Source organism: Dyella sp. BiH032, from assembly GCF_031954525.1.
Classification (GTDB): Bacteria; Pseudomonadota; Gammaproteobacteria; order Xanthomonadales; family Rhodanobacteraceae; genus Dyella_D.
On the sequence record NZ_CP134867.1, the window covers coordinates 563616 to 584014 of the forward strand.

The 20399-nt window shown below is 66.5% G+C and carries 18 protein-coding genes and 1 tRNA gene; 8 read left to right on the forward strand and 11 right to left on the reverse strand.

Going from position 1 to position 20399, the window contains the following annotated elements:
• Nucleotides 1–79: 79 nt before the first annotated feature.
• Nucleotides 80–1489: an amidase gene (locus RKE25_RS02270; RefSeq protein WP_311840648.1), complete on the forward strand. Its 1410-nt coding sequence runs from the start codon at nt 80–82 to the stop codon at nt 1487–1489.
• 142 nt (nt 1490–1631) lie between these two features.
• On the opposite strand, the gene RKE25_RS02275 is transcribed toward RKE25_RS02270, so the two are convergent.
• Nucleotides 1632–1707, reverse strand: a tRNA-Ile gene (locus RKE25_RS02275).
• 161 nt (nt 1708–1868) lie between these two features.
• Here RKE25_RS02275 and RKE25_RS02280 point away from each other — a divergent pair.
• A complete protein-coding gene (locus RKE25_RS02280) occupies nt 1869–2246 on the forward strand; it encodes a SnoaL-like domain-containing protein (RefSeq protein ID WP_311840649.1) in 378 nt (125 codons plus the stop codon).
• A 70-nt stretch (nt 2247–2316) separates the two neighbouring features.
• Here the strand turns inward: RKE25_RS02280 and rpoD are convergent, their stop codons facing one another.
• Both rpoD and dtd read right to left on the reverse strand, forming a co-directional pair.
• Nucleotides 2317–4176, reverse strand: coding sequence for an RNA polymerase sigma factor RpoD (gene rpoD / locus RKE25_RS02285; protein ID WP_311840650.1), 1860 nt, complete (start codon nt 4174–4176; stop codon nt 2317–2319).
• 167 nt (nt 4177–4343) lie between these two features.
• A complete protein-coding gene (gene dtd / locus RKE25_RS02290; RefSeq protein ID WP_311840651.1) occupies nt 4344–4784 on the reverse strand; it encodes a D-aminoacyl-tRNA deacylase in 441 nt (146 codons plus the stop codon).
• A 126-nt stretch (nt 4785–4910) separates the two neighbouring features.
• Between dtd and RKE25_RS02295 the strand changes: the two genes are divergently transcribed.
• Entirely contained in the window at nt 4911–5819 is a 909-nt protein-coding gene (locus tag RKE25_RS02295) for a lipid A biosynthesis acyltransferase (RefSeq protein ID WP_311840652.1), read from the forward strand.
• Nucleotides 5820–5822: 3 nt separating this feature from the next.
• On the opposite strand, the gene RKE25_RS02300 is transcribed toward RKE25_RS02295, so the two are convergent.
• From RKE25_RS02300 to RKE25_RS02315, 4 genes are all read right to left on the reverse strand, one after another.
• Nucleotides 5823–6158: a hypothetical protein gene (locus RKE25_RS02300; RefSeq protein ID WP_311840653.1), complete on the reverse strand. Its 336-nt coding sequence runs from the start codon at nt 6156–6158 to the stop codon at nt 5823–5825.
• Between the two features lie 7 nt (nt 6159–6165).
• Nucleotides 6166–7872 (reverse strand): glycosyltransferase family 39 protein, encoded by a 1707-nt coding sequence (locus RKE25_RS02305; protein WP_311840654.1) that lies wholly within the window; start codon nt 7870–7872, stop codon nt 6166–6168.
• A gap of 91 nt (nt 7873–7963) precedes the next feature.
• Nucleotides 7964–9004 (reverse strand): CDP-glycerol glycerophosphotransferase family protein, encoded by a 1041-nt coding sequence (locus RKE25_RS02310; RefSeq protein ID WP_311840655.1) that lies wholly within the window; start codon nt 9002–9004, stop codon nt 7964–7966.
• Nucleotides 9005–9006: 2 nt separating this feature from the next.
• Nucleotides 9007–9822 carry a glycosyltransferase family 2 protein gene (locus RKE25_RS02315; protein ID WP_311840656.1) on the reverse strand — a complete coding sequence of 272 codons (816 nt, stop codon included), beginning with the start codon at nt 9820–9822 and terminating at the stop codon, nt 9007–9009.
• A 766-nt stretch (nt 9823–10588) separates the two neighbouring features.
• Here RKE25_RS02315 and RKE25_RS02320 point away from each other — a divergent pair.
• The 5 genes from RKE25_RS02320 (at nt 10589) to RKE25_RS02340 (ending at nt 15718) form a co-directional block, all read left to right on the forward strand.
• Nucleotides 10589–11518 (forward strand): hypothetical protein, encoded by a 930-nt coding sequence (locus RKE25_RS02320; protein WP_311840657.1) that lies wholly within the window; start codon nt 10589–10591, stop codon nt 11516–11518.
• A 74-nt stretch (nt 11519–11592) separates the two neighbouring features.
• Nucleotides 11593–12489 carry a glycosyltransferase family 2 protein gene (locus RKE25_RS02325; protein WP_311840658.1) on the forward strand — a complete coding sequence of 299 codons (897 nt, stop codon included), beginning with the start codon at nt 11593–11595 and terminating at the stop codon, nt 12487–12489.
• Nucleotides 12486–13709 (forward strand): O-antigen ligase family protein, encoded by a 1224-nt coding sequence (locus RKE25_RS02330; protein WP_311840659.1) that lies wholly within the window; start codon nt 12486–12488, stop codon nt 13707–13709. Before RKE25_RS02325 ends, RKE25_RS02330 begins: the two co-directional genes overlap by 4 nt.
• Nucleotides 13706–14587, forward strand: coding sequence for a glycosyltransferase family 2 protein (locus RKE25_RS02335; protein WP_311840660.1), 882 nt, complete (start codon nt 13706–13708; stop codon nt 14585–14587). Before RKE25_RS02330 ends, RKE25_RS02335 begins: the two co-directional genes overlap by 4 nt.
• A gap of 21 nt (nt 14588–14608) precedes the next feature.
• Nucleotides 14609–15718 (forward strand): glycosyltransferase family 4 protein, encoded by a 1110-nt coding sequence (locus tag RKE25_RS02340; RefSeq protein WP_311840661.1) that lies wholly within the window; start codon nt 14609–14611, stop codon nt 15716–15718.
• Between the two features lie 12 nt (nt 15719–15730).
• On the opposite strand, the gene RKE25_RS02345 is transcribed toward RKE25_RS02340, so the two are convergent.
• From RKE25_RS02345 to def, 4 genes are all read right to left on the reverse strand, one after another.
• The gene (locus RKE25_RS02345) at nt 15731–17458 is read right to left on the reverse strand and encodes a glycosyltransferase family 39 protein (protein ID WP_311840662.1); all 1728 of its coding nucleotides are present in this window, start codon (nt 17456–17458) and stop codon (nt 15731–15733) included.
• Nucleotides 17459–17536: 78 nt separating this feature from the next.
• On the reverse strand, nt 17537–18832 hold the full coding sequence (gene rsmB / locus RKE25_RS02350; RefSeq protein ID WP_311840663.1) for a 16S rRNA (cytosine(967)-C(5))-methyltransferase RsmB: 1296 nt from the start codon (nt 18830–18832) through the stop codon (nt 17537–17539).
• Nucleotides 18829–19755 carry a methionyl-tRNA formyltransferase gene (gene fmt / locus RKE25_RS02355; RefSeq protein WP_311842309.1) on the reverse strand — a complete coding sequence of 309 codons (927 nt, stop codon included), beginning with the start codon at nt 19753–19755 and terminating at the stop codon, nt 18829–18831. The genes rsmB and fmt overlap by 4 nt, the downstream gene beginning before the upstream one ends.
• Nucleotides 19756–19766: 11 nt before the next feature.
• Entirely contained in the window at nt 19767–20276 is a 510-nt protein-coding gene (gene def / locus RKE25_RS02360; protein ID WP_311840664.1) for a peptide deformylase, read from the reverse strand.
• Between the last annotated feature and the right edge of the window lie 123 nt (nt 20277–20399).

A 20399-nucleotide genomic window follows, 5' to 3' on the forward strand; every position in this document is an offset into this window, starting at 1 on the left:
CAATCTGTTACCTAACAATCGTTAGGTAGGTGCCATATCTAGCGTTGTTGCCCACTACCCACCCCACCAAGAGGCGCTCATGAGCACCGAACTTGTCTACCAAGACGCAACGAAGCTAGCTGAGCTCATTCGCACCAAGGAAGTGTCTCCGGTCGAGGTTATGCAAGCACACCTTGACCGTATCGCTGCAGTGAATTTCAAGGTCAATGCCATCGTTACGATCGCCGATGGCGCGCTCAAAGCCGCGAAGGTCGCGGAGGCGGCTGTGCTCGCGGGTGAAGAACTCGGGACACTGCATGGTGTGCCCTTCACCGCGAAGGACTCCATCGATACCGCCGGTGTGCTGACCCAGCGCGGGTCGCCGATCTTCAGAGGTCGCGTACCTGATGTCGACGCAGTAAGCGTAGCGCGCCTGAAGAAGGCGGGTGGCATCCTGCTCGCGAAGACCAACCTCCCCGAGTTTTCCTACTGGATCGAGAGCGACAACTTACTCTCTGGTCGCTCGAACAACCCGTGGGACCTGACTCGCACGCCCGGCGGTTCCAGCGGTGGCGAATCGGCCGCTATCGCGGCGGGCATGTCGCCGATCGGCCTCGGCACTGATCTCGCCATTTCCGTGCGCGGCCCAGCTGCACAAACCGGTATCACTTCAATGAAGGCAACCCATGGCCGCGTGCCCATGACAGGCATTTGGCCACGCGCTCCACGCCGCTTCTGGCATGTCGGCCCGATGGCCCGTTCGATTCGCGACATCGCGCTTGCTTTCTCCCTACTGGCCGGTCCTGACGGCCGGGACGCATTTGCCAGCAGCACGGTCCAGTTCGATACCGGCATCCTCCGCCAACCCTATCGCCCGCTCCGGGTGGGCTGGATGGTGGGGCCGGGCTTCGGGCCGGTCGATCCCGAGGTGGCGGCCACCGTGCGAGAGGCCGCCGAGACGCTGAAGGAAATCGGCGTCTTTGTCGAACAGGTAGGTATCTCTGCCCTGGAACGCGACTTTGCGCTCGATGTTTTCAACAAGCTGCACGTCATGGAGATGAAGCCTGCTTTTGCCGCCGCCACAGCCGGTCGGAGCCGGGATGACATCTACAAGATGGCAACGACGATGCTCTCGCTTCCCGACACGTCGATAGATGACTACATCGAAGCCGAGCAAGCGGCCGAGCGATTGCGCGACGGTTTTGCCGATTACTTCAGTCGCTACGATGCGCTGATCACCCATGTTCTCCCGATTCCGGCCCACAAGCATGGCGTCGAGGAGTTCACCATTGACGGCCAGACCGTAGATGCAACCTATCTTCAGGGCGCGACCGTTCCGCTCAATGTCACCGGCTTGCCGGGTGTCTCGATGCGGTTTGGCACAAGTAAGGAAGGCCTGCCGATCAACGTGCAGATTGTCGGCAAGTGGCAAGCCGAGTCGACCATCCTTCATGTCGCGTCGCTGCTCGAGGCGGTGAGCCCGGTGCGCGGCCTTCGTCCGCTCCTGTGACAGCAACGCTCTCGGGAACCTGCCGTGTGTCGGGTATGTAGTTATGCGCGCATCGTGGACAAACTTGGCGGATATCCATCGAAGACTGGCCAGACCGGACGAACTTTGATGGATCGCAACACATACGCGGCTACGACTAAGCTGGTGGGCCCACCAGGATTCGAACCTGGAACCAAGGGATTATGAGTCCCCTGCTCTAACCGTTGAGCTATAGGCCCTGAAAACCCGCCGGTCGCGTTGCGCGGCCGGGCTTGCGCGAGGCCGTCATGTTAGCGGCGGCTGGATGGAGCGTCGAGGGTGCGGCCCGGGTGAAAGACACATTCGGGGCGACGGGCTTCAGCGTAGGCTGATAGGCCCTTTGGCGCGTGGAGATGGTGCGATGAGCACGGAATCGGTGGCGAAGCGGTTGGTGGCTTTGTGTCGCGAGGGCAAGTACGAGGAGGCGCAGAAGGAGCTGTATGCGCAGGATGCGGTGAGTCTCGAGCCGGAAGGCTTGCCGCCCGGGACGTTGGGGTCGGTGAAGGGGCTGGAGGCGATCTACGAGAAAGGCCGGAAGTTCAACGAGTCGATCGTGGAAGTGCACAGCAGCCATGTGAGCGATCCGGTGGTGGCGGGCAACTGGTTCAGTTGCGAAATGACGCTGGACGTGACGATGAAGGAATACGGGCGCGTGCCGATGACGGAGATCTGCGTCTATCACGTCAACAAGGAAGGCAAGATCGACAAGGAGCAGTTCTTCTACGACATGGGCGGTTGAGCGTTTTCGCCGCGCAAAAAAAAGCCCCGCTTGCGCGGGGCTTTTCGTTTCTTCCGTTGGCTAGCAGCGATCAGTCGATGTCGAGGAAGGAACGCAGCTGCTCCGAACGGCTCGGGTGGCGCAGCTTGCGCAGGGCCTTGGCTTCGATCTGGCGAATGCGCTCGCGGGTGACATCGAACTGCTTGCCGACTTCCTCGAGGGTGTGGTCGGTGTTCATGTCGATGCCGAAGCGCATGCGCAGCACCTTCGCTTCCCGCGGGGTGAGGCCGGCGAGCACTTCGCGCACGGTTTCCATCAGGCCCGTTTCCGTCGCCGACTCGATCGGCGAACTGGCGTTGGTGTCCTCGATGAAGTCGCCCAGATGCGAGTCTTCGTCGTCGCCGATGGGGGTTTCCATCGAGATCGGTTCCTTCGCGATCTTGAGCACCTTGCGGATCTTGTCCTCGGGCATCTCCATCTCCTTGGCCAGCTCCTCCGGCGTCGGCTCGCGGCCGAACTGCTGGAGCATCTGGCGGGAGATGCGGTTGAGCTTGTTGATCGTCTCGATCATGTGGACCGGGATGCGGATGGTGCGCGCCTGGTCCGCGATGGAGCGGGTGATGGCCTGGCGGATCCACCACGTGGCGTACGTGGAGAACTTGTAGCCGCGACGGTATTCGAACTTGTCCACCGCCTTCATCAAACCGATGTTGCCTTCCTGGATCAGGTCCAGGAACTGCAGGCCGCGGTTGGTGTACTTCTTGGCGATGGAGATCACCAGACGCAGGTTGGCCTCCACCATTTCCTTCTTGGCGCGACGGGCCTTGGCCTCGCCGACCGACATGGTGCGGTTGATTTCCTTGATGTCGGTGAGCGGCAGGAACAGCTTGTGCTCGATGGCGGCAAGCTTTTCCTGCTCGGCGTCGATCGATTCCTTGTAGGTCTTGATGTTCGGCGACCACTTCTGGCGCTTGCGGCCCAGCTCGTTCGCCCACTCGAGGTTGCCCTCGTTGCTGGGGAAGGTCTTGATGAACTCGGCCTTGGGCATCTTCACCTGCTTGACGAAGATGTCCATGAGCACGCGCTCGTGGTGGCGGATGTCGTTGACCACTTCGCGCAGTTTGCGCACGAAGCTGTCGATCAGCGCGGACGGGAGCTTGAGCTTGAGGAATTCCTCGGCCATCTGCTCGCGCAGCTTGGTGATCTTCTTGTCGTTGATGTCCGTGACCTTGGCCGCGGCTTTCTGGAACTTGCCGTAGTAGTCGCGCAGCAGTTCCATGCGGCGCTTGACTTCTTCCGGGTCCGGACCGGTCGGGCCGGCTTCCTCGTCCTCGGCGGCGCCTTCGGTCTCGTCGTCCTCGTCGGTCTCGGCGTCGCTGTCGGCGGCTTCTTCCTCGGCGGCGGCCAGGGCGGCGTCGGCGGCTTCCTCCAGGTCGGCGAAGCCGGCCAGGATCTCGCTCAGGCGGCGCTTGCCGTCCAGGTGCTGGTCGTATTCCTCCAGCAGCATCTCAATGGTGAGCGGGAAGCTGGCCAGCGCGGTCTGGACCTGGCCCAGGCCTTCCTCGATGCGCTTGGCGATGGCAATTTCGCCTTCGCGGGTGAGCAGTTCGACGGTGCCCATCTCGCGCATGTACATGCGCACGGGGTCGGTGGTGCGGCCCACTTCGGAGTCGACGGCGGACAGCAGCGCGACGGCTTCTTCGGCCGCGGCTTCGTCGTCGGTGGCGGTGCCGCTGGCGGTGTCGGCCAGCGGGTCGGCGTCCGGGGCGGCATCGTGCACTTCGATGCCCACGCCCTTGAGGACGGCCATGATGTCTTCGATCTGCTCAGGATCGACGATGTCGTCGGGCAGGTGGTCGTTGATTTCGGCGTAGGTCAGGTAGCCCTGCTCGAGACCTTTGGAAATGAGCGCCTTGATTTCGGACTGTTGCTCGGGAGCTTTGCTGTTCATACCTACCGCCGCATATGCAGGAACCGGTCAGTATAGCGATGTGATGCTTTTTTGACCAGTTTTCAAGTGAAAAATCTGGGCACCCGGTACACGCAAAAAGCGCGCCAAGCACCCGCCGTTTGGGAAGTTTTTTCGAGAATCGTCGCGGCCTCGCATAGGGTCCGCGGTCATGGCGTTTCGAGCCAGAAGGTGACTGGTCCATCGTTGACCAGCTGGACCTTCATATGGGCACCGAACCGGCCGATTTCCACCCTGGGGTGCGCATCCCGCGCCAATTCGACGAGCCGGTCGAACCAACGGCGGCCCTGTTCGGGCGACGCGGCGGTGGTGAAGCTTGGCCGCATGCCGGAACGGGTGTCGGCGGCCAGGGTGAACTGGCTGACCAGGAGCAGATCGCCGCCGGTGTCCTTGAGCGAACGGTTCATGCGGCCCTGCTCGTCGGCGAAGACGCGGTAGCCGAGGAGACGTTCGAGCATGCGGCGGGTACTGGCTTCGTCGTCGGTCGGCTGGACGGCGACCAGGGCGAGCAGGCCAGGGCCGATGGCGCCGACGGTTTCGTCGTCGACGTCGACGCGGGCGGAAAGGACGCGCTGGATCAGGGCGATCATCAATGAACGATTGGCATGGAGGGCGGCGCAAGGTTACCCACAAAACGACGTAGCGGCAGGAATGTGCACGGCTCGAGCCGCCGCGCGGGCCGGAGGCGCGGCGTCTGCGGCTACACTGCGCCGCTTATGCGCCTGGATATCTACCTTCTCTACTTGTTGCTGCGTCTCGTCGGCCGGCTGCCGTTGCGCATGCTGCATGGCTTCGGCGCGCTGCTGGGGCGGCTGTCCCTGCGGCTGGACGGCAAGGCCGTGCGCAATACCGACGTGAACCTGCGCATCACCCGGCCCGGCCTGGACGCGACGGCGCGCCGGGCGTTGCTGCGCGAGGTCATGATCGAGAGCGGAAAGTCCATCACCGAGATCGCCAAGATCTGGGGCAGCGATGCCGAACGCGCGCTGGACCTGGTGCGCGAGGTGCGTGGCGAGGCACTGTTCGATGCGGCGCTGGCCTCGGGCAAGGGCGTGATCATCGCCGCGCCGCACCTGGGCTGCTGGGAGCTGCTGAACTACTGGCTGTGCCGCAAGACGCCGATGGCCATCCTGTACCGTCCGCCGCGCATCGAGGCGATCGAAGGCTTGCTGCGCAAGGCGCGCGGCGCGCTGGCGCCGGAGCAGGTGCGGGCCGAGGGGGCGGGCGTACGCACGCTGTTCAAGCGCCTGGGCGCCGGCGGCACGGTGGGCATCCTGCCGGACCAGAAGCCGCGCGAGGGCGAGGGCCAGTTCGCGCCGTTCTTCGGCCGGGAGGCACTGACCATGGTGCTGCTGCCCCGGCTGGCGGCCCGCACGGGGGCGACGGTGCTGTTCGCCTTCGCCGAGCGGCTACCGCGCGGAGAGGGTTATCGCATCCATCTGCTGGCGGCGCCGGAAGGTCTGGCGGATGCCGACCAGCGGGTAGCCTGCACGGCGCTCAACCGGGGTGTGGAGGCCTGCGTGGAGCTGGCTTACGCGCAGTACCAGTGGCACTACAAGCGCTATTCGGCCAACGACCGGCCGAGCCCGTACGACCACCCGGAGATCCTGGACGAGGGGCGCTGAGCCTCAGCCGGGGTCGTTCGCGTCCCGCTCGACGCGGCGCAGGAACACGGTCATTTCCTTCTCGGCCTGCTTGTCGCCGCGCCCCTGCGCGGCGGCGATGCCCTGGCGCCAGGCCTCGGCGGCGCCGGCGCGGTCGTCCGTCGCCAGCAGGGCCTTGCCGAGCAGTTTCCAGGCAGCGGAATAGTGCGGGTCGAAGCGCACGGCCTGGCGCAGTTCCACGGCCGCAGCTGGCGCGTCGCCGGCGCTCAGCAGGGCGTTTCCGAGCGAGAAGCGCAGCAAGGCGCCGTCGCGGGGGCCGCCGCACTGGGCGCGCAGGTTGGCGATCAGCGCGGCGTTCATCGGCGGCTTACTGCAAGGCGCGGTAGCGCCAGGCATCGACTTGGTAGATGCGGGTCGGATGCGGCGGCTCCGGCGGCGTGTGGCCGGCGCGCTGGGCGGCCAGCGAGGCGGCCGGCCAGATCACCACCCAGCTGGAGCGGAACGGCTGCACCAGCAACGGATAGCGCAGGTCGGCGGCATCGAGCTTCTCCGGCCGGGTGATGATCAGTCCGTTCGGATGGGCACGGGCGAAGGCCTGGATGGACTCGCCTTCATTGAGCCGCTCGATCGGCCGGGTGATGCGGCCTTCGAAGTGAAACTGGCCTTCGTAGTTGCCGACGTAGCCGATGGCCCGACCCTCGGCATCCGCGGCACCCAGCAGCTGGGCGGCGGGGCGCAGGTCGAAGTTTTGCCACATAGTCAGGGTGAACAGCGTGTTGAGCGCCAGCGTGCCCACCAGGCCGGCGATGGCCAGGCGGCGCAGCTCGCCGCGGCCGCGCAGCAGCAGCAGCGCGCCAAGCACCACGAACACGATGCTGAAGAAGCGGCTGTACTGCGAGGTGGCGTCGATGAACTCGCCATGCATGACGTTGTGCGCCACCAGGTTCGGCAGCACGAACAGGAACACCGCGAACAGCAGGCCGCCGACGCCCAGCGGCCAAGTGCCCAGCCATGCCGAGTTGGCCAGCGCGGGGCGTTTCTCGCGCAGTACGGCGATGGCGCCGGCCAGCAGCAGCGCTGCCCCGGCGAACTCCGGCAGCGGGTAATACAGCTGCTTGCCGCTGATCAGCGAGAACGCGACGAGGATCGGCAGCAGCCAGCACAGGCCGAAGCGAATGCCCGGCTCCAGCGGGCGGCGCAGGGCGCCCAGGGCCACCCAGGCGCGCGGCCAGCCGCTGAAGGGGAACAGCAGCGCCGGAATCATCGGCAGGTACCACCAGAACGGGCGGGCGTGATCGAACGCGTCCACCACGCGGCCGGCCGTCTGGGTGAAGAACAGGCGCTGGCGATACGCCTCGCCGCCGCTGAAGCCGGCGGGCAGCGCCCAGGCCAGCAGGATGGCGCCGCCCAGCAGCATGGCCAGCACGCCACGGCCGTACCAGCGGACGCGGTGGGTATTGGCCCAGCTGCTCCACAGCGGGCCGAGCAGCCAGGGGAAGGCGATGTGCAGGAACATCACCGGGCCCTTGGTCATCAGGCCCGCGCCGATGCACAGGCCGAACAGCAGCCAGCGCGGCTCCTCGCGGTCGGTCTTCGGCGTGAGGCACAGCAGTGCGGCCAGCACCCACACGGCCAGCAGCACCTCGTACATGATCTGCAGGCCGAACAGGAACGCATAGGCCAGCGCCAGCAGCATCCACGGCGCGCCCTTGGCCACCCACGGGCGGTTGGGGAACAGGCGCCGCGCCAGGGTCGCCAGCAGCACCAGTTCGGTGCCGCCGAAGATCACCTCGAGGATGCGCGGCCAGACGTCGTTGACCCCGAACACGAACCAGCCGGCGTGGATCAGCCAGAACAGCAGCGGCACCTTTTCGCTGTAGGGCTCGCCATTGATGTGCGGCACCAGCCAGTGGCCGTGGTTCCACATCTCCCACGCCACGGCGAGGGTGCGGGTGGAATACAGGGGCATCGGCCCGTGCGAGAAGATCGCCAGCAGGGCGACCGCGGTCCACAGCGGCAGCCAGGGCCACAGGGATCGCAGGTGTTCGGAACGGCTGTAGGCGCTGGAGGGCACGGGCGGCTTCTTTCTCAGAGATGTTGCGATTCTAGTGCGGCCGGGCTTTCCGGTCGCTCAGCGAGTGCGGCGCCGTTCACACCGCGTCCTATCAGCCCTTCGGCCAGCGGGCCGGACCCCAGTAGCCGATGCGGCGGCGCAGCTTGAGCTTGCGCCACCAGTTGCGCGGCTTGGGCCGGCGATTGCGCCCGCCCTTGGCGATGAAGGCGTCGATCGCGTCCAGCACGCGCTCGCTGGAATGGCCGTCGCGGTAGGGGTGGATGGCGTCCGCGTATTCCCGGATGGCCTGCATCAGCTCGGGCGGGCGGCTGAGGGCGCGGCGGATCGCCGGCTCGAACTGGGCCGGGTCGTCGATATCGATGAGCTGCGGGCCTGGACGCCGATTCTTGAAGGTCACCACCGGCTTGCCGGTGAGCAAGAACTCGTTGAGCGCGGACGAGGTGTCCGAGCACATCAGATCAGCCTGCGGGAACAGCTCCAGGATGTTGTCGTTCTCGGCGAAGGTCAGGTGCTCGCCTTGCAGCGCCTTGAACTTGGCGATCGTCTCCGGGTTCATCTTCGGGTGGAAGGTGACGATCCAGCGCCATTCGCCGCTCTGCGACAGGCGCTTCACTTCCTCGTAGAGGGTCTCGGCCGCGCTCCACGAGGGCGAGAACGTGGAGTGGTAAAGGATCACCGGTTTCTCGCGCACGGGCGGCAGCGGGCCGGCGATCTCTTTCATGAAGGGGTCGAGCTTGGGCCAGCCGGTCTCGGCCACCGCGAAGTGGCCCATCTCGTCGGCCAGGGCCTGGAACTTGGCGGTATCGCGCGGGCCGGTGGTGCAGTACAGATCAAAGAAGCCGCGGATATAGATGTGGCGCGGCTTGCCGGCGTCGAAGCCGTGGAAGGTCTCCACCTTCACGCCGGGAAAGAAGTGCGGCAGGTGGTTGGACGAGGTGATGCAGGCGATGGGTTTCCATGCGCGCACTTCATTCACCGTGAGCAGCTGCTCGCCTTCAACCAGGTCTTCCGCGCCCGGACCATCGAAGAACCAGGCTGCTTCGTCGCCGCGGGCGCGGATGGCTTCCTGGACGGGGCGCAGGATGGCCAGCGCGTAGCGCTCCGAGCCGTAGAGAAGGTAGTGCTTGGGCATGGTCAGCGATCGATTCCGTGACGGGTCAGGGCATGGGCCGCGCTTTCCAGCGAGGCCGGGTTGTGGCGCATTTCGTAGTAGCGCATGCGCTTGTACACCGCGTACGAAGCGGCGGTCTGCGCGATCGCGTAGCCGCGCCAGCCGTCCAGGAAGGCGAGGCGGAACACATAGTCCTTGAGGAAAGCCAGCGCGAACACGAACGGCGTCTGCCACATGCGCACGGGCTTGCCCTTCTCCAGCCAGTCGCGGCACTTCAGCTCCGCATAGCGCAACACCTTGATCTGCTTCTCCGGCAGGCTGGGGTTGTTCTCGTGGTTGAAACGCGCTTGGAAAGTGACCGAGGGGCCGTCGAAGCGCAGCGATTCGTGCACGCGCACGTCCGCCCAGCGGGCGCGGTCGCGGTGGTAGAGGCGGGCCATCTTCTCGCCCATGGAGGGCAGGTAGAAGCGCATCGGCGCGCCCATGTAGATGGTGGCGCGGCGCAGGTAGGCGGCGCAGGCGTCGCTGGCCATCAGCGCCGGGAGCTTCGCAACCATTTCCTCGGCCAGGGCCGGGGTGAGGTATTCGTCCGCGTCCAGCGCCAGGATCCAGTCGTGGTTGCACTGCGTGGTGGCGAAGTTGCGCTGCGGGCCGAAGCCCAGCCACTCCTGGTGCACCACCCGGGCCCCGTGGGCCTGGGCGATCGCCACCGTGTCGTCGGTGCTGCCGCTGTCGATCACGACCTTCTCGGCGGCAAACGGCACGCTGTCCAGGCAACGGGCAATGTTCTTCGCCTCGTTGTAGGTCATGACGACGAGGGTGAGCGGGAGAGTTTGCATCGCGCAATATTGCCTGATGCGTTCCGAAAATTTAACCGGCTATTGAGCGCCGGCGATCCCGTATGGCTGAAATGAAGGCGCTTCATAAAACGGGGCGCCTTGCTATCAGGGCGGATCTCAATAATGGGTAGAGCCTAGCCTTGGCAGGCAGACGGCGATCGAAACGATTCGGACCACCGCGCCTTTTTGGCGATTGGAGTCTTAATTCAAGGTCCGAACTATCGGCTTGGGGTTATGCGGCTCCATCGATGGATTCCGGACGCCGATATTCAATGAGATCGCTTTTTTTAATTTCGCTGGATAATCAGGCGTGGATTTCCACGCCAGGCTACTGGCGCCGAACGCGAGAAGATTTCGTTCCAAAAGCTCCTCCGCTCGTCGATCGCCGTTACGGGCATTTATCCGCGCCCGGCAACGCCCCGACAGGCAGACGTCAGCCTCGGGCACCAGAATCAGAAATGGGAACAAGAGCGCAGGCTGCGGTTGGGGGCTTGCCTTCGCGCGCCGTTGGCCTTGGGGAAAGCGCCGATGCTGCTGCAGCCGATCACTCGTTTATCGGCTGCCTACGGGGTACCTCTGGAGCGAAGTAGGGGCGCTCGACTCGACGACGGCGGCCATGGCATCGAGCGATCGAAAAATCCAACGAGTCACCTCGGGGTCAGGCGGCTTCAAAGAATTTGCCCCCAATCGTCATGGATTGCTGGCGCTTTGTTGTAGACGAATGAGTAGCGGCGCTCTTGGCGGGGCCGAATGACGAGGGTGGCGCATGGCGGGTGGCGTGACGGGGACGACAGCGATGGATGACCGGCGTCCGCTGGTGATGGGTGCGGCGGCTGGTTACGAACCCGGCAAAGTCCGGCTGTTCTTGCAGAGCCTGGTGGCGACGGGGTTTCAGGGAACCCTGGTGTTCTTCATCTATCGCAGCCAGGAGACGGCTACGCGCGAGCTGGTGCGAAAGTATGCGCCGGGATTGGACGTAGAACTGGTCAAGATCCGCGGCATCCGTGAGCACGCCAAACTCGTGCGCTCCTGCATCAAGCGGCTTTTCGCCATGATGCCGGCCGAGTCCATACCTTCGCTCAAGCGCCGCCTGCTGCGGTTCCAGGGCATGCCTCATGTGACCCGCTATTTCCATTACGCCGACTACCTGGCCAAGCACGATGCTTTCTCCAGGGTGCTCCTGAGCGATGTGCGCGACGTAGTGTTCCAGTCCGATCCCTTTTTGGGATGGAGTAGCGGGCTTTACTTGGGCATGGAAAATCCCGCGCTGACGATTGCGACCGAGCCCTTCGACAGAGAATGGATCATGGACGCTTACGGCGAGGCGATGCTGGCGCGCATCGGCAGTCAACAGGTGTCATGTTCGGGCGTTACCTTCGGCGATGTGAATTCCATCAAAAAATATATCGATCAGATCCTGGCCGAGACCCTGTGGCAGCCGTTCAGCAAGATGAAGACGCGAATTTACGATCAGGCGTTTCACAACAAATTGCTGCACGAAGGCGAGCTGGCGGACGTGCACCTTTGCCAGCCGCTCCGTTCGCCTATCGCCACCCTGGGATGCCTGGACCCGGCCGCGTTCACGCTGGCGGACGGATTTCTGCTCAATGAGGATGGCCGCCCCGCCCCGATCGTCCATCAATATGACCGCCACTCTGTACTGGTAAAGGCATTCGAGCAGAGAATGCCCGCCTGAGGACCCGCTCCTCGGAAGGCGCGGACCGTCGTCCGCGGTTACGGCCGTGAATGGCCGCAAGAACCGACAGATCCATGCCCAAACCCCACGCCCCGACAGTCTCTCTGCTGATTTCCACTTACAACTGGAAAGAGGCACTCGAATTGGTTCTGCGCAGCGCTGCCGCGCAAAGTCGTCTGCCTGACGAAGTGATCGTGATGGACGATGGTTCGCGCGAGGACACGGCTGAACTGTTGCGACGCGTCGCCAAGGGGTTCCCCGTGCCGCTGCGCCATGTATGGCAACCGGACGAGGGGTTCCGCAAGGCGCGCATCCTCAACCGGGCGATCGCGGCAGCGCGCGGCGAATATCTGATCCAGCTCGATGGCGACATGATCATGCACCGGCATTTCGTGGCCGATCACCTGGCGCTCGCCGCCCCGGGGCGGTTCCTGCAGGGAACGCGTATCCGTACCACGGTGGCCGAGACGGCTCGGTTGCTCGCCGGTGGCGAGCCGCGGTTCGGCTGGTTCGTGGATGCCTATTTCCGGGATGACGGCGACCGCAGCACATACCATTTCGGGCGCCGCCACCACACCTTGCGCGTCCCCTGGCTGGCGCGCATCAAGAGCCGGTCCAGCGGCCACCCGATGGGGTGCAACGTAAGCTTCTGGCGCGAGGACCTGCTCCGCGTCAACGGTTACGACGAGCGCATGCACGGATATGGCAGCGAGGATCTCGAGATCGATATCCGCCTTCGCCATGCCGGGCTGCGCCGTTGCCAGATCAAATTCGCGGCGCTGGCACTGCATCTGGAGCATCCGAGCGTCGCGCCGCCCGACCCCAGCGACCCGTCCCTGCCCAACAACCGGCTCTTGTACGCGAGCCGCGACGACAGGCTCGTGCGTACCGCCCACGGCCTGGAAGCCCACTTGCCCGATTTTCGCGAACCCCCGCCCGACCTGCGCGATGCCACGGGACGCTTGGGATGAAGAGCGGACGTCCGTTAGTCCCGAAGGCCGTGGGCGCGCCCGCGGCACCGCGCGAGGATGCGCTTGAACGATGGCTTCACTGGCTGGTGTTCGCTGGCTTGGCGTGGCTGATCGTGGGCCTGGCCATCATGCCGTCCGGTGCCTCCTTCAATCCCGGGCGCTGGTACCAGCGCATCCTGGCGCTCACTCTGTATCTGCCCACGCTGGTGCTGCTGGTCAGGCACCCGCGGAACTGGCTGGATTTCTGGCGCCGGCCATTGATGCCCGCGGCGGTGCTGCTGTTGGCCTGGGGTTCGCTTTCCCTGCTGTGGGGGCATGCCGACCGGCCGGCCGATGAGGTGGCGAGAAACCTGAGCATCCTGCTTTTTCTTCTGGGCTGGCAGCAGGTGCTGGAAGGGGACCGTGAGCGCACGCGCTGGCTGCTGCTGGGGTGCGGGCTTGCCTTTGCGGTGGTGGCGATTCCAGCCATCGCCTGGGGGCTCATGTATCCGCCGAGCGACGGCCGGTTGGTGGGCTTTGGCGTGATGGCCAACGCAAACCTGGCCGCAGGCGCCATGGGCGCGGCGCTGGTCTGGCTATGGCCGTGGGCACCGGAAGGCCGGGGGCAGTTGGCGCTCAAATGGGGGGCGCTCAGCGTGCTCGCCCTGTTCGTGCTGTTGACCGAGGCACGAAGCGCGCTGGGTGCCCTGTTCTGTGCCCTGGTCGGGATGATCGTGGCGCGCGGCGGCAAGCGAGCCTACGGGTACGCGCTGGCGGTCGCCCTGCTTGGCGTGGTCGGCTTCGTGGTCGGCCTGCCCATGCTGATGGAGCGCGGCTGGTCGCTGCGCCCGGAGATATTCGCGCAGTCGATGAGCCTGTTCCTGCAACACCCTTGGCTGGGGCATGGCCAGGGGACTCCGTTCCAGCTTCATGCCGGCACCGAGACCCTCACCCATGCCCATAACCTCTTCACCCAACTGGCGATCGAGCTGGGCACGCCCGGCGTGCTGCTGTGGACGGGCCTGTGGCTGGCACTCGCCTGGCGGGCTTGGCGACACCGCCGGGAGGACCTGGCCCAGGTCGTCCTGGGGCTTTGGATTTTCGGCACCGTGCTGGTCCAGTTCGACTTGCCTTATCTGCTCGATAGCCCTCGTCCCGGCTGGCTGTTCACCTGGTTGCCGCTGGCGGCGAGCATGGCCCTGGGGCGTGACGCTCCGCGGAAGGAGACCGCCGGCTTATGAGCGTTTCGCTCGTGGTGCTTACCTACAACTGGCCGGAAGCGCTCACGCGGGTACTGGACACCGTCGCCGCCCAGCGCCGGCTGCCGGACGAAGTCATCGTCGCGGATGACGGATCCGGACCGCAGACGGCGGCGGTCATCGCGGCCAGGGAGGGGGCTTTTCCCGTGCCTCTGCGCCACGTCTGGCAGGAAGACCGGGGGTTTCGCGCAGCGCGCGCCCGCAACCGGGGTTTTGCGGCGGCGAAAGGCGATTACGTGGTACTGATCGACGGGGACATGTTGCTGCATCCGTCGTTCATCGCCGACCACCTGATGCTGGCGGAGCAGGGTTACTTTCTCCAGGGCGGTCGCCTCAAGGCCAACGGCGAGGAGAGCGCCCGCCTGCTGGCCGGCGGTTCGCCGGTTTTCGCGCCCTGGTTGCACGGCAACTTCCACGAGTTCGACGGGACGCGCCGCCTCTATGCGTTCCGCCAGCCGCTGCTCGCGCGCTGGAAAGCACGTGCCCGCCGCGGTGGGCGCGTCATGAGCTGCAATATGAGTTTCTGGCGCGAGGATCTGCTGCGCGTCAACGGCTTCGACGAACGCATGGAGGGTTACGGCGCCGAGGACCGCGAGCTGGCCGCGCGGCTGGAAAACGCCGGTGTCCGCCGGCGCCAGCTCAAGTGGGCCGCCTTGGCGGTGCACCTGGAGCACCGGTCGCGGGCACAACCGGACGTGGACGACCCCACCCTACCCAACAACCGGCTGTTCCGTCAGACCATCGAACAGCGCATCACGCGCTGCGAGCTGGGCATCGACCGCCATCTGGCCGAATTCGCGGAACAGCGGGCCGGAACAAACGCGCTGCAGGCACCGACCGGGTCATCCGCTAGTGTCTGACGCACCCTCTCCGGAGTCTGCGTGAAAGTTCTTTGCACCAATTTCCACACCGGCGACGGCGGCGGACATACCACGTACCTGCGCTGGCTCGCGGCCGGCTTGCGCGAGCGCCACGAGATCCACATAGCCGCGCCGCCGGGAAGCCGCCTTAACGAAGAGGCGAGGCGCATCGAGGGTGTGACGGTGTTGGACCAGCCGTTCCCGAACGGCTTGAACAAGTTCGCGGCCCGCGCCGCGGCGCGGCGTCAGCTGGCGGCCTACCTGCGCGAGCATCGCTTCGACCTGATCCACGTTAACGGATCGGCCGACCACCGGCTCGTCCTGGCTGCCCTGCCCGACCCGCGTCCGCGCATTGTGCTCACCAAGCACAACTCCAAGCCGATGACGGGCCTGGGGCATTGGTGGCGGGCCAGGCAGACCGACGCGGTGATCGCCGTGTGCGAGTACACGCGTCGGCAGCTCGCTCAAACCGCGTATCGGCGTTGTCTGCTTGCCACGGTCTACAACGGCGTCGATCTCGACCGGTACCGTCCTTGCCCAGCCGACGAGGCCGGCGCCGTGCGCGCGCACTGGGCCGGCGATCGGCAGGACGTCCTCATGCTCGGCAGCAATGCCGGCACGGCGGACTACAAGGGTTGGATGGACCTGGCCGAAGCGTTGCAATGGCTCGAACCGCAGGAGCGGCGCCGGTTGCGCGTGCTGGTGGCGGGCGTGCCGCCCAAGGCATCGGTGCGTGAGCGCATCGCCGGCATGGGCCTGGCGGAGACGGTGGTGTTTCCGGGCCTGCTGTCCGACGTGCGGCCGCTGGTGGCGGCGTTCGATGCCGGCTTCGTGCTCTCCTGGGACGTGGAGACCATCTCCTTCGCCTGCCGCGAAATGATGGCGATGGGCAAGCCGGTGCTGGTCAGCGATTACGCGGGCTTGCCGGAGAACATCCGCCCTGGCGAAGACGGTTGGGTGGTACCGGTACGGGATCGCGACGCGATCGCCGCGCAGATCCGGCAGCTACTGGCCGAGCGCGATCGCCTGCCGGCGATGGGCCGTGCCGCCCATGCTCATGCCCAGGCGGAGTTCGGCCTGGCGGCGTTCATCGAGCGCACCGAGGCGGTCTACCGGCAACTGCTGGGCTGAGCGCGGCGCGCCTTATTCCAGCGCGGCCGCCGGCACGCGGTCGACGTCCTCGCCGGGAACGCAGCCCGGAATCACCGCGTCCGCCTTGAACAGCCACCACTCGCGGCGGTTGGCATGGCCCAGGCTGATGGCCTTGCTGCGGTCGACGCACTTGTCCATCACGCCGTCCAGCGCGAACAGCCAGCGCCGAGCCGGCTCCTGCGCCTGCCACTTCACCGCTGCGGCGTACTGCTCGTGCCAGGGCACGGTGAAGCCGAAATCGGTGGCAGGGCGGTCGAGCATGAGCAGGTTCTGCTCCTTCCATGCCACCAGACCCAGTTCGTCGCCGGCGGGCACGCGCTCGCGCACGTCCTGCATCACGCCGGCGGCGGAGCTGGAATCGTTGAGCAGCGGATAGGCCCACAGGCTCCAGGCCAGCCACATGGCGGCCATGCCGCCGCAGACGGCCCACACGGCACGGCGCAGACGCAGGGCGGCGATCAGTAGCAGCTGTACGGCGCCGATCGCGACGAACATCCACCACAGCGCATGGCCACCGTCCTCGAAGCCGCGCGCGGTGGCGAATTCCGTGGCGAATTTCGGGTGCGCGGCGAGCGCGTAGGCGCCGACGCCGAGCATGGCTGCGCCCATCGCGCCGATGAACAGCAGGCCCGCGAGCCGCAGCCAGCGCTTCTGTAGCAGTTCGCCAAGGAACGGGCCGGTGATCAGCGCGACCATCGGCAGCGCCGGCATGATGTAGACGTCGCGCTTGCCTTTCGGAATGGCGAAAAAGATCAGGATCAGGATCACCCAGCCCAGCGGCAGCAGGATGCGCGCGTCCTTCGCTTTCAGGCGCTGCCACCAGCGCGGCAGCGTGCCCGGATAAGTCAGCGACAGCGGCAGCCAGCTGAAGAGGACGATCGGCACGTAGTAGAACGGCGAATGGTGATGGTCCCAGGACTTGCTGTAGCGGCCCGCCGTCTGGTGGAACAGGATGTCGTTGACGTACGCGGCGTAGGCCGGGTCGCCCGCGTGCGCCTTCGCGCCCAGCAGCATCGGCACCAGCCATAGCGCGATCGCCGCGAGCAGCGCCACCAGGCCCAGCGGCCAACGCCACCACGCACCGGGACCCATGCGGGACACACCGTCCCACTGCCCGCGCCAGGCGACCAGGTAAGGCACCAGCATGAACAGCGCGAGCACGCCCACGCCCTTGGTGATGACGCCGAGGCCGGCACAGAAGCAGCCGAACCAGAACGCGCGCCAGTGGGGGCCTTTCAGCAGGTGCAGCAGCAGGCTCCAGTTGGCGGCAGTGATGTAGAACATCACCAGCGGGTCGATCTGTGCGCGTTTGACCTGGTAGACGAACTGAAAGCTCACCAGTAGCGCCGCGGCCGCGTACAAGCCGGCTTGCCGGTTCCACAGGCGCCGGCCCAGGTCGTACACCAGCAGCAGCGTGCCCAGCGCGGCGAGCAGCGACGGCAGCAGGAAGGCGATGCGCCAGCTGCCGGTGATCGCAAAGCTGGCCGCTTCCGTCCACATCAGCATCGGCGGCTTGTCCGAATACAGCTCGCTGCCGCGATGCGGGAACAGCCAGTCGCCGCTTTCGACCATCTGCTTGGCGGCCAGCGTGAAGCGCGGCTCGTCCGAGGGCCAGGGATCGCGCAGGCCGATGCCGGCGCCGATCACGACCGCGGCGAAGATCAGCAGCAGCCAGAAATAGCGGCGTTCCTGGGAGGTGGCGTGCGAGGCAACGGACATGCGTGAGTTCCGGCGGCAGGGCCGCGACTGCGTGGCAATTCGAAGAAACGTGCGGGGCCCGGCGCCGGCCAGGCGCGATCAGGCCCGTTCGAGCACGGCATAGTACATGCCGTCGAGGTCTCCATCCCCGGGAAGCAGCTGCCAGCCCACGGATGCCGCCTGTCCGGCGGGCAGCGTGAAGGCGGCGGCGCGCGCATCGGGGCGGTCGGCGAGGAAGGCTTGCACCACGGCTTCGTTCTCCGACTTGAGCAGCGAGCAGGTCACATAGACGAGACGGCCGCCGGAGGCGAGCAGAGGCCACAGCGCATCGAGAATGCGCCGCTGCTGGGCAGCCAGCGCCGGGACGTCGCTCTCGCGGCGATGCAGGCGTACGTCGGGCCGGCGGCGCAGCACGCCGGTGGCGGAGCACGGCGCGTCGATCAGGATGCGGTCGAACGGACGGCCATCCCACCACGCGTCGGGCTGGCCGGCGTCGCCGACGATCAGCTCGGCCGACAGGCCGAGACGTTCGACATTCTGGCGGATGCGCGTGGCACGTCTGGCGTCGAACTCGACCGCGGTGAGGGCGAGGTCCGCACGCTCGAGCAAGTGGCAGGCTTTGCCGCCCGGGGCGGCACAGGCGTCGAGGACGCGGATGCCGTCGCGGACCTCGGCCAGGTCGGCAGCGATCTGGGCGGCACCGTCCTGTACGGCAAACAGGCCTTCGGCGAAACCCGGCATGCGGGTGACGTCCGTGCTGTGCGGCAGGACGATGCCGTCGGCGAGCCACGGATGCGGCTCGGCGGCGTAGCCGGCGGCGCGCAGCGGGGCGAGGAAGGCATCGCGGGTAGTGCGGCGCCGGTTGGCGCGCAGCATCAGCGGCGGCTCGAGGTTGTCGGCGGCCATGACTGCGTCCGCCTGTGCCGGCCAATCGCGGGCGATGGCCTTGGCCAGCCAGGCGGGATGGGCGTGACGGGTCTGCGGCTTGGCGTCCAGGGCCGCGAGCAGCTCGGTACGCTCGCGCTGCCAGCGCCGCAGGAGCGCGTTCACCAGCCCGGCCAGGCGCGGCCGCTGCAGCGCGCGCGCGGCCTGCACCGTGGCGGCGACGGCTGCATAGTCGGGGAGCTGCAGGATTTCCAGCTGCACCAGACCCAGGACGAGCAGCGCGTGCACGGCCGGCTCCTTCTGGCGCAGCGGCTTGTCGAGCAGGCGATCGAGCGCGGGGTCGAAGCGCAGCCACCAGCGCGCGCCGTCGTTGAGCAGGGCCGTGAACAGGGCGCGGTCGCGCGGATCGGCCAGCCGCGGCGCATGGCGCTCGGCGGCATCGCGCAGCGAGGCGCCGCGCAGGGCCACTTCGGCGAGGGCTTGCGCGGCGAGGGCACGGGTATCGGTCATCGGGGAGAGCGTAGGTCGGGACGGGCGTTGAGGTAGTCGGCCGCGCCAATGCGCTTGCCGCCCGCCCGCTGCAGCGCGGTCACCCGCAGCGCACCCTGGCCGCAGGCGATCTCGATGCCGTCGCGACCGGCGGACAGCACGCTGCCGGGCGCGGCATGGTGGTCGCGCTCGATGGCTTCCGCCGCCCAGATGCGCAGGCTCTCGCCGGCGATCTCGCCTTCGGCCACGGGCCAGGGATCGAAGGCGCGCACTTGGCGTTCGAGGGCGAGGGCGTCGCGCTGGAAGTCCAGCTTCGCCTCGGCCTTGTCCAGCTTGTGCGCGTAGGTGACGCCCTCGTCCGGCTGGGCTTGGGGAATGAGGGCATCGCCGGCCATGACGCGGCGCAGACCGTCGGCCAGGACCTCGGCACCGAGTGCGGAAAGGCGGTCGTGCAGGGTGCCGCCGGTGTCGTCGCGACCGATCGGTGTGCGGCGTTCCAGCAGCACCGGGCCGGTATCCAGGCCGGCTTCCATCTGCATCAGGTCCACGCCGCTTTCGGCATCGCCGGCGAGGATCGCGCGCTGGATCGGCGCAGCGCCGCGCCAGCGCGGCAGCAGGCTGGCATGTACGTTCCAGCAGCCCAGGCGCGGCAGGGCCAGCACCTTGCGCGGCAGGATCAGGCCGTAGGCGACCACCACCATCAGATCCGGCCGGAAGGCGGCGAGCGTGTCGCGCGCTTCCTGGCTCTTCAGCGACTCGGGTTGCTCCACCGGGATGCCGGCGGCCAGCGCGGCCTGCTTCACCGGGCTGGGGGTGAGCTTGCGGCCGCGTCCTGCGGGGCGGTCGGGCTGGGTATAGACGGCCACCACCTCGGCGCCGCTGGCGCGGCAGGCTTCCAGGCAGGGGACGGAGAACTCGGGCGTGCCGGCGAAGACGACGCGCAGGGGCGCGCCCATCAAGCGGTGGCCGCCTGCTTGCGCTGCTTCTCCAGGCGCTTGAGCAGCATGGAGCGCTTCAGGGGCGACAGGTAATCGACGAAAACCTTGCCGGCCAGGTGGTCCATCTCGTGCTGGATGCACACGGCCAGCGGGCCTTCGAATTCCCGGACGATCTCGTTGCCGTCCACGTCCTGGGCCTTGACCTTGATCTTCAGCGCGCGGGTCACGTCGGCATAGATGCCGGGGAAGGACAGGCAGCCTTCCTGGTATACCTGGGCGCCGTCCTTCTCGAGGATCTCGGCATTGATCAGCGCCAGGGGCTCGTTGCGCTCGTCGCTCATGTCGGCCACCAGGACGCGCTGGTGCACGTTCACCTGGGTGGCGGCCAGGCCCACGCCGTTGGCGGCGTACATGGTTTCGAACATGTCCGCCACGAACTGTTTCAGCTCGGCGTCGAACACGCGGACGGGCTCCGCCTTGGTACGCAGCCGGGGATCGGGGAACTCGAGAATGGTCAGGGTCGACATGCAAATCACCTCGGCGCCAAAAATGCGGCCGAATCGGTGAAAACCCAGCCCAGGCGCGATCTAGAATGAACCTCATTGTACGCCGGCAACCCCCCGTCTGGCAGACGAATTTGCCAACTGGCT

Coding starts and splice junctions, on each gene's coding strand:
- RKE25_RS02270 (WP_311840648.1), top strand. CDS start 80: ATGAGCACCGAACTTGTCTACCAAGACGCAACGAAGCTAGCTGAGCTC.
- RKE25_RS02280 (WP_311840649.1), top strand. CDS start 1,869: ATGAGCACGGAATCGGTGGCGAAGCGGTTGGTGGCTTTGTGTCGCGAG.
- rpoD (WP_311840650.1), bottom strand. CDS start 4,176: ATGAACAGCAAAGCTCCCGAGCAACAGTCCGAAATCAAGGCGCTCATT.
- dtd (WP_311840651.1), bottom strand. CDS start 4,784: ATGATCGCCCTGATCCAGCGCGTCCTTTCCGCCCGCGTCGACGTCGAC.
- RKE25_RS02295 (WP_311840652.1), top strand. CDS start 4,911: ATGCGCCTGGATATCTACCTTCTCTACTTGTTGCTGCGTCTCGTCGGC.
- RKE25_RS02300 (WP_311840653.1), bottom strand. CDS start 6,158: ATGAACGCCGCGCTGATCGCCAACCTGCGCGCCCAGTGCGGCGGCCCC.
- RKE25_RS02310 (WP_311840655.1), bottom strand. CDS start 9,004: ATGCCCAAGCACTACCTTCTCTACGGCTCGGAGCGCTACGCGCTGGCC.
- RKE25_RS02315 (WP_311840656.1), bottom strand. CDS start 9,822: ATGCAAACTCTCCCGCTCACCCTCGTCGTCATGACCTACAACGAGGCG.
- RKE25_RS02320 (WP_311840657.1), top strand. CDS start 10,589: ATGGCGGGTGGCGTGACGGGGACGACAGCGATGGATGACCGGCGTCCG.
- RKE25_RS02325 (WP_311840658.1), top strand. CDS start 11,593: ATGCCCAAACCCCACGCCCCGACAGTCTCTCTGCTGATTTCCACTTAC.
- RKE25_RS02330 (WP_311840659.1), top strand. CDS start 12,486: ATGAAGAGCGGACGTCCGTTAGTCCCGAAGGCCGTGGGCGCGCCCGCG.
- RKE25_RS02335 (WP_311840660.1), top strand. CDS start 13,706: ATGAGCGTTTCGCTCGTGGTGCTTACCTACAACTGGCCGGAAGCGCTC.
- RKE25_RS02345 (WP_311840662.1), bottom strand. CDS start 17,458: ATGTCCGTTGCCTCGCACGCCACCTCCCAGGAACGCCGCTATTTCTGG.
- rsmB (WP_311840663.1), bottom strand. CDS start 18,832: ATGACCGATACCCGTGCCCTCGCCGCGCAAGCCCTCGCCGAAGTGGCC.
- def (WP_311840664.1), bottom strand. CDS start 20,276: ATGTCGACCCTGACCATTCTCGAGTTCCCCGATCCCCGGCTGCGTACC.